This window comes from uncultured Ilumatobacter sp. (assembly GCF_963980585.1).
In the GTDB taxonomy this organism is placed as follows: domain Bacteria; phylum Actinomycetota; class Acidimicrobiia; order Acidimicrobiales; family Ilumatobacteraceae; genus Ilumatobacter_A.
Map to the genome: position 1 here is coordinate 65,289 of NZ_CAXCAM010000009.1, position 14,432 is coordinate 79,720.

Consider the following 14,432-nt stretch of genomic DNA (forward strand, 5'->3'; position numbering starts at 1 on the left):
TGGGTTGGCGTGACGCATAGGGCCACGGGTTGTTGCGTCCGGGGACGGCTCGGGCACGTTCGGCCTGGAGCTCAGTTCGGAGATGGTCGAACACGGTCGACACCGCCGGCTCGTTCCAGCGATTGATGGCCTCGATCGGGTCGGCATCGAGGTCGTACAGCTCCCACTGATCCGGCAGCGTGGCGGTCCGGTACTCGTCTCCGCCAGGGCCGGATGCCGCGAGATGACGAATCCCGGGTTCGGTCCACGTGTCCGGATCGTCGAAGGTTCGGACGAGCTTCCAGAGGTGGCCAACGCCGTCGACAGCGTCGGGAACCCGCAGCACCAGCCCTTCGAAATTCGATGCCACATGCGCCGGCACTTGGATCCGCAGCGGCGCCGGTGGCTTTGCTGTTCGACCGAGCCGACGCGCGAAGCCAGATGCGCCGGAGTCGCCTTCCAGCATGTTGTCGCGCGTCATCAAGTAGACCGGCCGACTCTGGTCCGCGGTGTCGGGTGCGTCGACCACCGGCATCAGGTCGCGGCCGGGGAGTGGATGGACTTCGGTGAAGTCAGCTCGCAGCACGTCACCGGCGATCGCCTCGTCAATTCCCGCTGCAGCGAGCAGCGTCGGCACGATGTCGACGTGCGAGGTGGGCGCGCCGTCAATCGCCGCGCCAGTCGTCGCATTGGCGCCAACACGTGCGATCGAGAACGGCACGCGTGTCGCTTCGTCATAGAGCGTGAACCATTTCTGGTGGAGCCCGCCATGTGCGCCGAGGAGGTCGCCGTGGTCCGAGGTGCGAACGATCACGCTGTCGTGGCCGCTGCTGGTGACCGCCGCGCGGACCTGGTCGAGCGGCCCGTCGACCTCAGCGTGCAACCGGTAGTAGAGGTCGCGGTACTCCTGCGCTTTCTTCCGGTAGGTGCCGGCCACCGCCGGGATCGGCCCATACCCGGACGGGTAGGTCTCGCGATACGCGATCTGGGCAGCAGGTTTGCTCGCGAGATCTTCGTGCGCCGTCGGCGCCTCAGGCACGTGGGGCGGATCGGTCGGACCGACCTCGAGTGGATTGTCGCGCCGGGCCCATGCTGGGAAGAGCACGATGTCGTGCGGGTTGACGAAACTCGCAACCAGAAGAAATGGCTGCTCTGCGTCAGTATCGCCGGCAGCGCGCCGGGCGTAGCGATCTTCAAGCCAGGCCGTGACGCGGGCCGCAATCAGTGGGTCGCGTCGCACGCCACTATCGCGCAGTCGACCGCCGTGTGGCTCTGGGCCGACCCAGCCGTCGAAGCCGAAGGGGGCGAGCGGGTTGGCAGCCACGTACTGCTCGACCGCGGCGGCATCGATGTTGCCGTCGTCGTCGTTCGTGTCGACGCGTGCGCCCTCTGTGTCGTGCAAGTCGGCGTGGCTGATGTGCCATTTGCCGTCGTAGTGCGTGTCGTATCCGGCGGCTCGGAACCAGTTGCCGAGCGTCGGCACCTCCCCCTCGCGCAACCAACGGAGCCGGCTGTCGTCGGCCATCTTGCCGAGCCCGTCGGTCTGGGTGACGCCGTGCACGTCGGGATACTGGCCGGTGAAGATCGTCGGGCGGCTTGGCACGCAGGCGAGCGACCCGGTGTAGTGGCGATTGAAGTTCACCGCATGTTCGTCGAACCAGGTCTGGCCGTTCAGCGCCTTGCTCCGCCAAGCGCGGACGTCGTCCGACTCGTAGGGCGGGATGGCCCGCTCTTCGTCGGTCATGATGATGATTACGTCGGGGCGCGTCATGCGTCTGCCTCCTGTGCGTTGCGTGGTGCTGTGAATTGTTCGGCGATGCCGGCGAGCATCTCATCGGATGCTTGGCCGAGCTTGCGGCCAACCACCTTGGCGATGCCCTTTTGCGGAGGTCGCGATCCGGCATCGACTTCGGTGGTCAACGTGACCGTGGTGCTCGTACTGGTCGTGTCGCTGAGCGGCTCAAGCGTCCACGTGTTGGTCAACGACCGAATCACCGCAGGCAGCCCGGTGAGGGCATAACTCAACGCCACGCCCGGCTCCCAGCGCGTCACGGTCTCGACCACGGTCGTGCGGCCGGTCTGGATTCGGCGCACCATGCCGACACCGTCGGTCTGATCAGAGAGCAGGCACGAATGGTCGACATTCGACGCCCATTCGCTGATCGCTGCAAAGTCCGACAGCACAGCCCAGACCTCGTCGGGAGACGCCGGAACCGATGTTGATTTCACCACCGTGGCCATGTCGTCAGCCCGCACCGATCGCGTCGATGAGAATGTGCGCGATCTGCGGGGCGCCATCTTCCTGGAAGAAGTGGTTCGCGTTGGTGACCGTGGTGTGCGGCTGACCTTGCGCGCCGGGAACCAGTTTCAGGAAGGGCACATCGCCACCGGCAGTGACTGCGTCGTTGTCGCTGAAGCAGCAGATGAACGGCTTGTCCCACTGCATGAAGACCTTCCAGGCGTCACGATTGTCCGGTGCTGCCGGGTCATCGGTCGACGTCGGCACCAACGACGGGAAGATGCGAGCGCCTTCCTTGAACGTCTCGTCCGGGAACGGAGCGTCGTAGGCGGCGACTTCGCCATCGGTCAGCGCGGTGTCGGTGGCACCCTGCAGGATCTGGCCGATCGGGAAGACCGGCGACTCCTGGCTGAACTTCTGCCACGCCATGAACGCGTCGCTCGGCGCACCTTCACCAGTTGGGAGACCGGTGTTGCCGATCACGACGCGTGCGAACCGGTCGGGGTTGTTGGCAACGAGGCGGAGGCCAACGAGGCCGCCCCAGTCTTGACCGAAGAACGTGGCGTTTCGCAGGTCGAGGTGATCGATGATCGCCTCCTGCATCCAGGCAACGTGGCGGGCGTAGGTGTAGTCGCTCTTCTCGCTCGGCTTGTCGCTCTTGCCGAAGCCGATGAGGTCCGGCGCGATCACACGCAACCCGGCGGCGGTGAGCAGCGGGATGATCTTGCGGTACAGGTAACTCCACGACGGCTCGCCGTGCATCGCCAACACGACCGGCCCATCTGCCGGGCCCTCATCGAGGTAGTGAACACGAAGCGTGCCGCCGTCGAGATCGTCGATGTCGACGTAGTTCGGCGCGAACGGATAGTCCGGCAGATCGACGAATCGATCATCAGGCGTGCGGAGTGATTTCATAGCTGCTGCTTTCGAAAGGGAAGACGACTTGGTGCCACGCACCAAGTCGTCTTCTCGGTCAGGTGGGGTGGATGGTGACGGTGTGGAGGTCGTCGCCGACTTCGATGGTGCCGTCGAAATGGGCGGCGCCGAGTGCGCGCCAGTCGTCTGCGGTACCGCCCATCGGCATCGGCGGCACATAGTGGGTGTAGATCAACGTGTCGACGCTGGCTTTCGCAGCGGTCTGCGCAGCCTGTTCAGGCGACGAGTGGTAATCGAGCGTGTCCTGCATCCGCTGCATCGGAATGTTGGCGATGATGTCCTTACGGATCACGGTGTGCACCAGTGCATTCGCTCCCTCGCACAGTGCGTCAAGCCCTGCACACGGCACCGTGTCACCAGCAGCCACGACGGCCGCGACCCCCTGATCCGTGCGGAGATCGAACCGGAATCCGATACTCGGTTCGACCGGTTTGTGGTCGGTCTGCCCGCACGTGATCGTGACCTTGCCGCCTTGGCCGTCGGGAAGTTCGACAAGACCTTCGGTCACTTCGATCACCGTGACCGGCGGGCGATGGTCCAGGTCTTGATGGTGTGCAATGCGGTACTCGATGTCAGGTTCGAGCGACGCGAGCAAGTGGTCGACAACCGACTTCGTGCCGACCGGGCCAACGATGGTGAGCGGAGTCTCTTCGAACGTCATCACCCAGCGCGTGGTGATCACATCGTTCAGGTCAGTGATGTGATCGCTGTGCAGGTGCGTGATCAGCACCGCGGCAAGGTTCGGCGCGCCAAGACCCGCAGCAGCCAGCCGCATCAAGACACCGCGTCCCGCGTCGACGAGGTAGTGCTCGCCCTCTGGGCCTTCGCCGGCCGAGATCAACGTTGCCGGCCCGGCGCGATCAGGTGATGGCATCGGCGAACCGGTGCCCAACAACGTGACTTTCAAACTCATTCGAACTCCTTTACGGGACGACTTGTACGGGACGACTTGGTGCCTGGCACCAAGTGGTCATTGGCGGCTCATCTCGCTGGCAGCATGTGCTCGCTCTGCTTCAACCGCATCGCGAGAGAGCAACTGAACGGTGACGTCGTGCAGCGTGCCGTCGAACGGAAACGGCCCGACGTAGCGCTGCGACACTGCCGAGCCGTGGTCGTAGCCGACGCTCGGGCCGACCGACGACATCATGGTCATGAACAACGGCAGCTCAGCTGGCTCGTTCGCCGCACCGTCGACGCTCAAAGAGATCGTGCCCGTCTTGCCACCGGTCCGGCGGACGTGCACACCGAGCTCACTCGGGCCGACCGGGACGTCGACGTCAGACTCGACAATCAGGTGATCGTCGAAGGCGTTGTAGTCGACGACCAACTTGTTGTTCTGGACGAAGATGGACACACCCGAGTTTTCGGTGCCAGTTGCGTAGAGCACGCCTGCCTCGCCTGCCTCGCGAGTGACTCGGGCGGTGAGGTCGAACGAGGTACCGCCAAGTGACACCGACGCCTGGCCGGGCATCGGCGACATCGGCGGGCGGTAGACGTAACGCTTGTCGATTGGGTGTGGCGAATGGTCGCGGAACCTGCTCCCGAACAGCTCGATCATGCGGTCATCAAGCGGCAGCACGCCATGTGTGTCGGCCTCCTGCCACCACAGTTCCTGCAATTCGGTGAGCTTCTCAGGATGGGCCTCGGCGAGGTCGTTGCACTCAGACCAGTCGTCGGTGAGGTGGTACAGCTCCCACTGTTCGGTGTCGTAGTCGGCACCCTTGTCGTGCTTGCACACCGCTTTCCAGAGCGACGTTTGGTCACCGGCGATCAACGCTCGGCTGCCAGCCATCTCAAAATACTGCACCGTGTTGGCCGTTGCCGCCGACGCGTCGGCCAGGGCGTTGGTGAAGGACCGACCGGTGACCGGCAGCTGCTCGAGGCCCTTGTAGACCTCAGGAGCCGTCGCCCCGACCATCTCGTAGATCGTTGGCACGATGTCGGACACGTTGACGAACTGGTCGCGCAACGCGCCCGGCTCAGCAATGCCCGGGGCACTCACGATCATCGGCACATGCACGCCACCTTCGTGTGTGTTCTGCTTGTACCACTTGAACGGCGAGTTGCCGCACTGCGCCCAACCCCACGGGTAGTTGGTGTGGCTGTGCGGGCCACCGATGTCGTCGATCTGATCGATCATCTGGTCGGCCGACTCGAAGATGCCGTTGAAGAACTTCATCTCGTGCATGACGCCAAATGGGCCGCCCTCTTGCGACGCGCCGTTGTCGGCGAGCACGACGACGACCGTGTTCTCCAGCTCGCCCATCTCACGCAGCCCGTCGACGAGACGACCGATCTGATCATCGGTGTGGTCAAGGAATGCAGCAAACGCTTCCTGCAGTCGGCAGTTGAAGCGCTGCTGATTCTCCGACAGGTCGTCCCATGCGTCGACACCCGGATTGCGGGGCGCGAGCTGCGTACCGGCGGGGATGACACCGAGTTCGAGCTGCCGGGCAAACCAGCGTTCGCGAATGACATCCCACCCTTCGTCGTACTTGCCGCGGTACTTGTCCATGTACGCCTCTGGCGCCTGGTGCGGCGCGTGCGTTGCGCCGAACGGCACATAGGCAAAGAACGGTCGGTCGGGTCGCACGCCCTTGCTGTCGCTGATCATCGTCATCAGCTGGTCGATCATGTCTTCGCTGACGTGATAGCCGTCTTCAGCCGACTTCGGCTGGTCGATCATGTGGTTGTCGCACACAAGCGACGGATGGAACTGGTCGGTCTCGCCTTCGAGGAAGCCGTAGAACCGGTCGAAGCCACGAGCCAGCGGCCATTGCTCGAACGGCCCGGCTGCCGAACACTGTTCCATCGGTGCGAGATGCCACTTGCCAACACAGAACGTGGCGTAGCCCTCGTCGCGCAGCACCTCAGCAACGGTGGCTGCGTGGTTGCTGATGTGGCCGAGCTGACTGGGGAAGCCGGTACGGAAGTTCGACACCGCGCGCATCCCAACGGCGTGCTGCGACCGGCCGGTCAGGAGCGAGGCACGGGTCGGCGAGCAGAGCGGGGTGACGTGGAAGTTGGTGAACTGGGCGCCACCCGCAGCGAGCGCATCGACGTTCGGCGTGTCGATATCGGAGCCGTAACAACCAAACTGCGCAAAGCCAGTGTCGTCGAGCAGAACAACCACAACGTTCGGAGCATCGTCGCTGGGATGCGGCGGTTCGTCGAACCAGGGTTCGGAGTCGGCGAGCGTCTTGCCGATCGTTCCTTCGAAACGTGAGGCGCGTGTCATGCCGTGTTCTCCTTGTCGGTGTCGGTGTCGATATCTGGTTGAATGCCGGGCCAGCCAGCGAGAATTGCTTCGATCGACCGAGTCCACGACTGAGCGATCTGGCGGTCGGATCGACCGTGTGCCGCCCGCAGCACCTCATACGCCTCGGGCGAGGTCATCGCATCGATGACGGCAAGCAGGTTGGACGCTTCGGCTGGCGTCAGCTGCGCTGTTTCGGTGGCAAAATGCGCGCTCGTCTGATCAGCGAGCTGCGATCGGCTCCTGGCGACACCTTCCGCCATCGGCTGATAGTCGAGTGCTCGGTGGCGGGCAATCTGCATCATCGGTCCTGCGGCATCAAACAGCGCGAGCCGGCTCTTGACGTGCTGGACAACCCGCTGGCCACGCGGTGCGTCACTCGGACCCACTGAGTCATGCAACTGGCTGTACCGCTCACGGAACACATCAAACGCCTGACGCTGCATGTCATCGAGGCCATCGAAGTTGCGGAACACTGACGAGACCGACACGCCTGCCCGTTCGGCGAGATCTTCAGCAGTAAGGGGCACCTTGCCATCGCGCACCAAAGCGAAGACGGCATCGATCACCGCAACGCGGCTGCGTTCGCGACGGGCGTGCCGTCCATCGATCGCTGGCCCCACATCCTTGCCCACCCACACCATCTTAGATCGCACCCCAGACAATTGCGAGTCGAACTTTCAATACTTCTGCGATCGGCGAAGTCGTATCTACCGACCATCGCGACGCGCCGTGTTGCGCTGCGCATCGGTTGGGCCGGTCAAGGTCAAGGACGGGCGTGAGCCGGCGTGAATCCAGCGAGTTTCGCGTTGAACCGTCAACTCATGCCCCGCGAAGCCACAGGGTCGCTGGGCGTCGATACGGTCGCCGCATGACCGAGACACAGGGACACGTGGCCAAAGGATTCGAGAAGGTGGCGGACGCATTCAGCGCGAACTTTGCCGACTATCCAGAACTCGGCGCGGGGTTCGCCCTGTACGCCGACGGCAAATTGCAGGTCGACCTGTGGGGCGGTATCGCCGACAAGACATCGGGCAAAGCATGGGACGAGCAGACGCTCCAGCTCGTCTTCTCGACCACCAAGGGTGCGGCTGCGATCTGCGTCGCCCGTCTCGTCGAAGCCGGAAAACTCGAGTACTCCGACCCAGTGTCAATGCACTGGCCAGAGTTCGCAGCCAACGGCAAGCGCGACATCACCGTCGCTCAGGTCATGAGCCACCAGGCCGGGCTGGCTTGGGCCGAGGCACCGTTGACGATCGACGAGATCCTCGCAGTCGGACCGGTCGTCGAAGCCCTCGCTGATCAGGCGCCACTGTGGGAGCCAGGCTCGACGCACGGTTATCACGCCGTCACCTACGGTTGGCTTGCCGGCGAATTGGTGCGGCGCATCGATGGGCGTTCGATCGGGCGCTACTTTGCCGACGAAGTGGCCGGCCCGCTCGGTCTCGACTTCTGGATCGGCCTGCCCGAAGCAGAAGAGGCGCGAGTCAGCCGACTCGAACCGGCACCGCCGCCCTCCGACCCGGCAGAACTCCTGCTGCTGATGCAGATGATGGGGCCAGGCACGCCAGGCTTCAAGGCATTGACGATGAACGGTGCAATTCTGGCGTTCGGGCTGGCCGAGAACCCGTTCAACACCCGGGCATTCCATGCCACCGAGATGCCGGCCGCCAGCGGCATCACCAACGCTCGAAGCCTTGCCAAGATGTACGCCGCCACCGTGAGCGATGTCGACGGCGTTCGCGTACTCGGACCCGCTGCAATGCGAGCGGCGACCGCTGAAGCGGTCAGCGGACCTGATCACTGCCTCGTCGCCGAGACCCGTTTCGGGATGGGCTTCATGCTCGACAATGTGACGGTTCCGCTCCTCGGACACAACGCATTCGGTCACGCTGGTGCGGGCGGATCGCTCGGCCAAGCCGACCCCGACACCGGCGTCGGCTACGGCTACGTGATGAACCAGATGTTGGGCGGCATCGCAGGCGACCCGCGCACCGTTCGACTCAACAACGCCGTGCGCGCCTGCCTCTGAACACCATCACCGAGTTCGCGATGTTCAGGCTCCGGCCGAGGCGGGCAGGGTCTCGGCCTCGTTCAAAACCGTACTGATCGACGTACGGTACGCCCATGTCCATCGAGCTCCGGAACTCCGATCGCCTGCCCGCGCCACAGGGCTTCTCTCACGCGTCGATCGCGTCGCCGGGCCGTGTTGTCCACCTGTCCGGGCAGATCGGCACGGACGCCAACGGCAATCATCCCGACGGCCTTGCGGCACAGACCGACCAGGCAATGCGCAACATCATCGACGCGCTGATCGGCGTGGGCGGATCAACCGAGGACCTCGCGAAGCTCACGATCTATGTCGTCGGATGGACCGCCGCCATGCAGGGCGAGCTGTTCAGCGGGCTCGGCGCAGCCGCGCAGGTCAACCCGATTGCGCAGGTGCCGATCACCCTCGTCGGCGTGCAGTCGCTGTTCCTCGACGAATCACTCATCGAGATCGAAGCGGTTGCAGTCCTTGCAGACTGATCCGAATCGACCCCTCGGTCCGCTCGACGGTGTCCGCGTCATCGACTTGACCTCCGTCGTGATGGGGCCACTCGCCACGCGCATGCTCGGAGACATGGGTGCCGACGTCATCCGCGTCGAGAACCCCGGCGGCGACATCCTTCGCCATTACGAACCGGCTCGTAGCCCAGGGATGAGCGCACTGGCGATCAGCATGAATCGCAACAAGCGCAGCGTGGTGCTCGATCTCAAGACCGACGCCGGCATGCGCGCGTTACACGACCTCATCGCGACCGCAGACGTCTTCATCACCACGATGCGTCGATCTGCACTCGTTCGCCTGGGTCTGGACGACGCAAGCGTCCGCACGATTCGTCCCGACGTCGTCTATTGCGTTGCCAACGGATACGGCAGCAATGGGCCAAGTGCCGACAAGGCTGCCTACGACGATGTGATTCAGGCCGCCTCCGGCGTGAGTGACTTGTTCACGTTCTCCGGTGGCGACCCGCAATTGATGCCAACGATCATCGCCGACAAAGTGTGCGGACTCCACATCGTTCCTGCCATCACCGCAGCGCTGTACCGACGGGCGATGACCGGCGAAGGTGACTCCATCGAGGTCCCGATGGCCGAGGTGATGGCGTCGTTCAACCTCATCGAGCATCTTGGCGGATTGACGTTCGAGCCGCCGATCGGACCGTTCAGTTACGCCCGGGTGACCACACCCAACCGACGTCCACGCCGCACCCGTGACGGTTGGGTCGTCATCCTCCCGTACAGCACTCAGAACTGGCGCGACTTCTTCGAGTTCGTCAGCCGACCCGAATTGATCGACGATGCGCGCTTCGCCGACCAGCGATCACGAGTTGCCAACTCCGACACCTTGTACGGAATGCTCGACGACCTCGTTGCGGATTTCACCACCTCGGAATTGCTCGACCTCTGTGATGCCCGCTCGATCCCTGCCGCGGCAGTCATGTCACTCGAAGACATCGCCGACGACCCGCACTTCGCTGCAGTCGACCTGCTCCACGACGACACCCATCCCACCGAGGGGCCCTACCGCGTCACTCGCGATCCGATCCGGTTCGACAGTCGTGGCGACGAGCAGGGTCTGCCGCACCGCCATGCGCCACGCCTCGGCGAGCACACTGCGGAAGTGCTCGCAGAAGTCGGCTGGAAACCCGAGGACCTCGCCGCGCTCGACACCACCTGACCGTTCGCTCGATTGCGTTCCGCCGAACCGAGCCGAGTAGACCCAGCGACATGGATGACTTCTCGGGCAAAACCGCAGTGATCACCGGGGCCGCCAGCGGCATCGGTTTGGAGCTGGCCAAGCAATTCGGTGCGGCCGGCATGAACCTGGTGCTCGCTGACGTCGAACGGCCCGCCCTTGATCGAGCGGTGACCGAGCTCAGCGAAGCCGGCTACCCGGTGTTGGCACGCGAGATCGACGTGCGCGAACACGACCAGATCATCGATCTCGACCGCGCAGCGCGTGATCGCTTCGGCAACATCCATGTGCTCTGCAACAATGCCGGCGTCGGGGCCGGCGGGCCCGTCGCCGACCCTGACAATCTCGAAGCCTGGCGATGGACGATCGACATCAACCTCTGGGGTGTCATCTACGGGTGCAAGGTGTTCCTTCCAGCGATGATTGAACATGGCGAGCAATGTCACGTTGTCAACACCGCTTCGATGGCGGGGTTGGGTTCGGCGCCGATGATGGGGCCGTACAACATCTCGAAGTACGGCGTCGTCGCGCTCTCAGAAACACTGAGCAAGGAAATGCAGATGATGCAGACAGCGGTCGGCGTCTCGGTGCTGTGCCCGGCCTTCGTCGCCACCGGCATCGCCACCAGCGACCGCAACATGCCCGACGACGTGCGCGCAACGCTGCCCGAACGGCCTGCTTCGAGCGGCATGCAGACTCAAATCGAGGCAATGGTGGCCGGCGGCATCAGCACCGAGGTCGTCGGCCAACACGTCCTCGACGCGGTGCGCAACGACCGTTTCTGGATCCTCACCCACGACGAGGCCAAAGTCGGTGTCACCACCCGGGCTGACGACATCGTCAACGGTGTCAATCCGTCAATGCGCGCCGGCTTTGCCTGACGCGCACCAACTCTGAGCGAGGTCAGCGGTCGAACGGGGTTCCGTCGAGGAGCTCCCCGGTGAGCCCTTCGACGCGCTCGTCCTTCTCGGCGGCGCCATCGAAATCAACTTGCCGCCATGCTTCAAACACGACGACTGACACCGCATTGGCCAGGTTGAGGCTGCGGTTGTTGGGTCGCAGCGGAATCGTGAGCGAGTGTGCCGGGTCGAACTGGCCACTGACGTCCTCATCAAGGCCTGAGCCTTCACAGCCGAACACGAGCACGTCGTCTGGCTGATAGCTGACGTCTGTATAGCGGCGCGTTGAGTGCGTCGAGAACGCAAACCAGCGGCCAGGAAGTGCGGCCCGCGCGCTGGCCAGGTCAGGATGCACCGTCATCCTCGTGCGCTCGTGGTAGTCGAGACCGCCGCGCTTGAGCAGCGAGTCGTCCAGCCGGAAACCAAGTGGTTCAACCAGGTGGAGATCGTTCCCCGTATTGGCACAGAGCCGGATCAAGTTGCCGGTGTTCGGCGCGATCTGCGGGTTGACCAACACGATGTGCACCCACCCAACGGTACCCCTCGACGACGCGGGTGTCCGCGTGACAAGACAATCAGCGTCGGCTTTGCCATCATGGTCGAATGGTGAACGTTGTGCGACGAACTGCCGTGGCGCTTGCCGCCGCCGGCCTCGTTCTCGCCGCCTGCGGGACCACCGAAGATACCGCGCCGATCACCAGTGATGAACCGGCGCCGACATCGACTGAGTCCGACATCAGCGAGGTGACTGTCGGCGCCCCCGCCGAGACGGAACCGTCCGCAGCGACCGTCGCCTCCGATGCCGACACCGACCCCGCCGAAGCAGCGCCCGCGGTATCAGACCCCCCGCCACCGGTCGTTCCCGAGGCAATGCCTGGCGGTCGGGCGTTCGCCACCGAACTCTCACCGACATCGGACTTCCCCGAGAACGCGTTGCCCGACATTCAGGTCGACGACATTCGACGTCAGACGAAAGTCGCTCTGCGCAACGTGTTTCCCGCCGAGCGGCCGGTGCTGCTCTGGTTGTGGGCCCCGCATTGACCGAGCTGTCGTCGGGAAGCTCCCGATGTCGAGCAGTTTGCTCGTGATCACCTCCAAGAACTCGAAGTGATCGGCCTCGGCACCCAGGACAGTCTTGGCCAAGCCGAAGACTTCGTCGAGGACTACGGCACCGAGTCATTCACCATGTTGTGGGACGAATCGTTCCTCTCATGGCAAGCGCTCGGCGTCACCTCGCAGCCCGCTGCGGTGATGTTTGCCGCCGACGGCACGCCGATCACCGGCTGGATCGGCGCGTTCCCCGAGGACGAAGTACTCCGACTCGCAGCCGAGAGCCAAGCCACCTGACCCGAGCAGATCGCGGAGCACCTCGCCGTCTGGGCACCACCGCGGTGAGCCGGCTTGATTTCGACGCCCTAGCCAAACGCCCAAGGGATCATGGCGGTGGAAATCAACAACGTGGTCAGCGTCAGCGGTGCACCGACTCGCGTGAAGTCCGTGAACCGATAGCCGCCGAGGCCAAACACCATCAGGTTTGTTTGATATCCGACAGGTGACAAGAACGAGCACGACGCGCCTATCAACACTGCCACGGTCAGCATTCTTGGCTCGACGTTTGCATCGGCGGCGATCGAGAGCGAAATCGGCACCATGAGCGCTGCAGCCGCAGTGTTCGTGAGTAGCTCCGTCAAAGCAATCGTGGCAAGCATCACCATGATCACGTGGCCTGCATCGCCCAACCCCAGGCCGTTGGCCCGTTCGACGGCTCCAGCGATTTCAGCAGCAAGTCCGCTCTCAGACACCGCTGCTCCGAGGCTGATTGCCGCCGCCATAGTCGCCACTACATTGATGTTGATCGACCGCCAAGCCTGACCCAAAGAGATCGCCCGACCGGCCACCACCACAATCGCTGACGCGAGGGCCGCCTCAAACAGATCCAAGAAGCCCGTCACCGCTGCAACGACCAATCCAGCCGTTGCGAGAATCACCAGCGTCGACCGGTCACGACGAGCCGGGGGTTGCTCCTCTAGGGCCGCCACCAGTGAGAAGTCGGCATGACCTCGCCAACGGGACGCGAACGATTCATCGGCAAGCACCAACAGAACGTCACCAGCCCGGAGCGTCACCTGCCCGAGTTGACCACCAACATCGCCGTCCGCGCGATGAATCGCCATCACCGCGGCTCCGTAGCTGGCACGGAACCCCACCGACTTTAACGATCCCCCGACCAACACCGATCCAGGTGCTACCACCGCCTCGAAGACTCGAGCATCAGGCCCTTGCGCGGCAGTGACGTGCTGCTCCTCGAGCATCGTGAGACCCTCGATGTCATGAAGGTCGATCATTCTCGCTACGTCGCCGACAAAGCAACAGACATCACCTACCTCGAGACGCGTGTGAGGCGATGCAGCAAGAGACGTGGTCGACCGCCTCTCGAGGTCAGGGCGCTCCACGAGCGCCAAAAACGCGCCGTCGAGATTCCTGAGTCCTGACTCTGCGATCGTCCGACCTGCGATTGGGCCGCCAGCAGTCACACGGGCAGCAAGCTGGAACTCGCGGCCACGCCGGTCGACATCTGACAGTGCCGCTGCCCGCTCCGGAAGCAGCCGCATCCCGATCGTCGACAACACCCCCACACCAACCACTGCAACGGGAAGACCGACCACGGTAATCTCGAGCACGCCGAGTGGTTCCTCGCCCGAGCGGCTCAGCAAATCGGAGACAACGAGATTGGTCGACGTGCCGATCAGGGTGATCACGCCGCCCAAAACGCTCGCGAACGAGAGTGGGAGCAGAAAACGCGATGCACTCACTCCATTGAGTTGCGACCATCGCACCACGCGAGGAGCGAACATCGCGACCAGCGGTGTGTTCGGTACGACCGACGATGCGGCAGCAGTCACTGCCGCCAGCATCACGATTGAGCCGTTGCGGTCGAGGAGGCGGTCGAACACGCGCGAGAAGGTCCCTGTCGCGGTGACCGCTCCAGCCAAGATGTACAGCGCTCCGATCGTCGCCGGTGCCGGACTGGCGAGCCCGCTGAGTGCAATCTCAGAATCGATGACGTTGGCAAACATCAGGGAAACGACGGCGCCACCCAATACGACGACCGGTGCCAGACGATCGACGATGAGAACCACCACACAGCTCAGAATCACGACAAGCGCGATCCAGGCGTCGAGTGTCATTTGAGCCGTCCGTCGCGTAAGAGAGTCAATTGATCCGGTCAGGGACTCGGTCAGTCGAGCAGGCCCTTCGAGCGAAGTGCTGCGATCACATGATCGGCGGCTTCCTCAGCCGTCAGCGCCATGGTATCGACGTGAACATCCGGCGATTCGGGTGCTTCGTAGGGTGAGTCGATTCCGGTGAAGTTGGTCAGCT

General features: G+C 63.7%; 14 protein-coding genes and 1 pseudogene. 6 read left to right on the forward strand and 9 right to left on the reverse strand.

Going from position 1 to position 14,432, the window contains the following annotated elements:
• Position 1 precedes the first annotated feature (1 nt).
• The 6 genes and pseudogenes from ACH2DW_RS04875 to ACH2DW_RS04900 form a co-directional block, all read right to left on the reverse strand.
• Positions 2–1,750: pseudogene (locus ACH2DW_RS04875) on the reverse strand (sulfatase-like hydrolase/transferase); the annotation flags it as partial.
• Positions 1,747–2,220, reverse strand: a complete 474-nt coding sequence (locus tag ACH2DW_RS04880; RefSeq protein ID WP_394928592.1) for an SRPBCC family protein — start codon at positions 2,218–2,220, stop codon at positions 1,747–1,749. The gene ACH2DW_RS04880 and the pseudogene ACH2DW_RS04875, both read right to left, overlap by 4 nt.
• A gap of 4 nt (positions 2,221–2,224) precedes the next feature.
• Positions 2,225–3,133: a haloalkane dehalogenase gene (locus tag ACH2DW_RS04885; protein WP_394928593.1), complete on the reverse strand. Its 909-nt coding sequence runs from the start codon at positions 3,131–3,133 to the stop codon at positions 2,225–2,227.
• Positions 3,134–3,191: 58 nt separating this feature from the next.
• Positions 3,192–4,067: an MBL fold metallo-hydrolase gene (locus ACH2DW_RS04890; protein WP_394928594.1), complete on the reverse strand. Its 876-nt coding sequence runs from the start codon at positions 4,065–4,067 to the stop codon at positions 3,192–3,194.
• 57 nt (positions 4,068–4,124) lie between these two features.
• Complete coding sequence (locus tag ACH2DW_RS04895) at positions 4,125–6,392, reverse strand: arylsulfatase (RefSeq protein ID WP_394928595.1); 2,268 nt, start codon at positions 6,390–6,392, stop codon at positions 4,125–4,127.
• Positions 6,389–7,045, reverse strand: a complete 657-nt coding sequence (locus ACH2DW_RS04900) for a TetR/AcrR family transcriptional regulator (protein WP_394928596.1) — start codon at positions 7,043–7,045, stop codon at positions 6,389–6,391. The genes ACH2DW_RS04895 and ACH2DW_RS04900 overlap by 4 nt, the downstream gene beginning before the upstream one ends.
• Before the next feature lie 236 nt (positions 7,046–7,281).
• On the opposite strand from ACH2DW_RS04900, the gene ACH2DW_RS04905 reads away from it, so the two are divergent.
• The 4 genes from ACH2DW_RS04905 (at position 7,282) to ACH2DW_RS04920 (ending at position 11,033) form a co-directional block, all read left to right on the forward strand.
• Positions 7,282–8,442 carry a serine hydrolase domain-containing protein gene (locus ACH2DW_RS04905; RefSeq protein WP_394928597.1) on the forward strand — a complete coding sequence of 387 codons (1,161 nt, stop codon included), beginning with the start codon at positions 7,282–7,284 and terminating at the stop codon, positions 8,440–8,442.
• A gap of 95 nt (positions 8,443–8,537) precedes the next feature.
• Positions 8,538–8,939 carry a RidA family protein gene (locus ACH2DW_RS04910; RefSeq protein WP_394928598.1) on the forward strand — a complete coding sequence of 134 codons (402 nt, stop codon included), beginning with the start codon at positions 8,538–8,540 and terminating at the stop codon, positions 8,937–8,939.
• Positions 8,929–10,134, forward strand: coding sequence for a CaiB/BaiF CoA transferase family protein (locus tag ACH2DW_RS04915; RefSeq protein WP_394928599.1), 1,206 nt, complete (start codon positions 8,929–8,931; stop codon positions 10,132–10,134). The genes ACH2DW_RS04910 and ACH2DW_RS04915 overlap by 11 nt, the downstream gene beginning before the upstream one ends.
• A gap of 50 nt (positions 10,135–10,184) precedes the next feature.
• Positions 10,185–11,033 (forward strand): SDR family NAD(P)-dependent oxidoreductase, encoded by an 849-nt coding sequence (locus tag ACH2DW_RS04920; protein ID WP_394928600.1) that lies wholly within the window; start codon positions 10,185–10,187, stop codon positions 11,031–11,033.
• Positions 11,034–11,055: 22 nt separating this feature from the next.
• Here the strand turns inward: ACH2DW_RS04920 and ACH2DW_RS04925 are convergent, their stop codons facing one another.
• Complete coding sequence (locus tag ACH2DW_RS04925) at positions 11,056–11,577, reverse strand: tRNA (cytidine(34)-2'-O)-methyltransferase (RefSeq protein ID WP_394928601.1); 522 nt, start codon at positions 11,575–11,577, stop codon at positions 11,056–11,058.
• 77 nt (positions 11,578–11,654) lie between these two features.
• Here ACH2DW_RS04925 and ACH2DW_RS04930 point away from each other — a divergent pair, with 77 nt between their 5' ends.
• Together ACH2DW_RS04930 and ACH2DW_RS04935 are read left to right on the forward strand one after the other, a co-directional pair.
• Positions 11,655–12,092, forward strand: coding sequence for a hypothetical protein (locus ACH2DW_RS04930; protein ID WP_394928602.1), 438 nt, complete (start codon positions 11,655–11,657; stop codon positions 12,090–12,092).
• A gap of 66 nt (positions 12,093–12,158) precedes the next feature.
• Positions 12,159–12,398 carry a TlpA family protein disulfide reductase gene (locus ACH2DW_RS04935; protein ID WP_394928603.1) on the forward strand — a complete coding sequence of 80 codons (240 nt, stop codon included), beginning with the start codon at positions 12,159–12,161 and terminating at the stop codon, positions 12,396–12,398.
• 68 nt (positions 12,399–12,466) lie between these two features.
• Here ACH2DW_RS04935 and ACH2DW_RS04940 read toward each other — a convergent pair whose 3' ends face one another.
• On the reverse strand, positions 12,467–14,239 hold the full coding sequence (locus ACH2DW_RS04940; protein ID WP_394928604.1) for an SLC13 family permease: 1,773 nt from the start codon (positions 14,237–14,239) through the stop codon (positions 12,467–12,469).
• 50 nt (positions 14,240–14,289) lie between these two features.
• Positions 14,290–14,430 (reverse strand): adenylyl-sulfate kinase, encoded by a 141-nt coding sequence (locus tag ACH2DW_RS04945; protein ID WP_394928608.1) that lies wholly within the window; start codon positions 14,428–14,430, stop codon positions 14,290–14,292.
• Positions 14,431–14,432 lie beyond the last annotated feature (2 nt).

Coding starts and splice junctions, on each gene's coding strand:
- ACH2DW_RS04930 (WP_394928602.1), top strand. CDS start 11,655: ATGGTGAACGTTGTGCGACGAACTGCCGTGGCGCTTGCCGCCGCCGGC.
- ACH2DW_RS04895 (WP_394928595.1), bottom strand. CDS start 6,392: ATGACACGCGCCTCACGTTTCGAAGGAACGATCGGCAAGACGCTCGCC.
- ACH2DW_RS04905 (WP_394928597.1), top strand. CDS start 7,282: ATGACCGAGACACAGGGACACGTGGCCAAAGGATTCGAGAAGGTGGCG.
- ACH2DW_RS04885 (WP_394928593.1), bottom strand. CDS start 3,133: ATGAAATCACTCCGCACGCCTGATGATCGATTCGTCGATCTGCCGGAC.
- ACH2DW_RS04920 (WP_394928600.1), top strand. CDS start 10,185: ATGGATGACTTCTCGGGCAAAACCGCAGTGATCACCGGGGCCGCCAGC.
- ACH2DW_RS04940 (WP_394928604.1), bottom strand. CDS start 14,239: ATGACACTCGACGCCTGGATCGCGCTTGTCGTGATTCTGAGCTGTGTG.
- ACH2DW_RS04890 (WP_394928594.1), bottom strand. CDS start 4,067: ATGAGTTTGAAAGTCACGTTGTTGGGCACCGGTTCGCCGATGCCATCA.
- ACH2DW_RS04910 (WP_394928598.1), top strand. CDS start 8,538: ATGTCCATCGAGCTCCGGAACTCCGATCGCCTGCCCGCGCCACAGGGC.
- ACH2DW_RS04880 (WP_394928592.1), bottom strand. CDS start 2,220: ATGGCCACGGTGGTGAAATCAACATCGGTTCCGGCGTCTCCCGACGAG.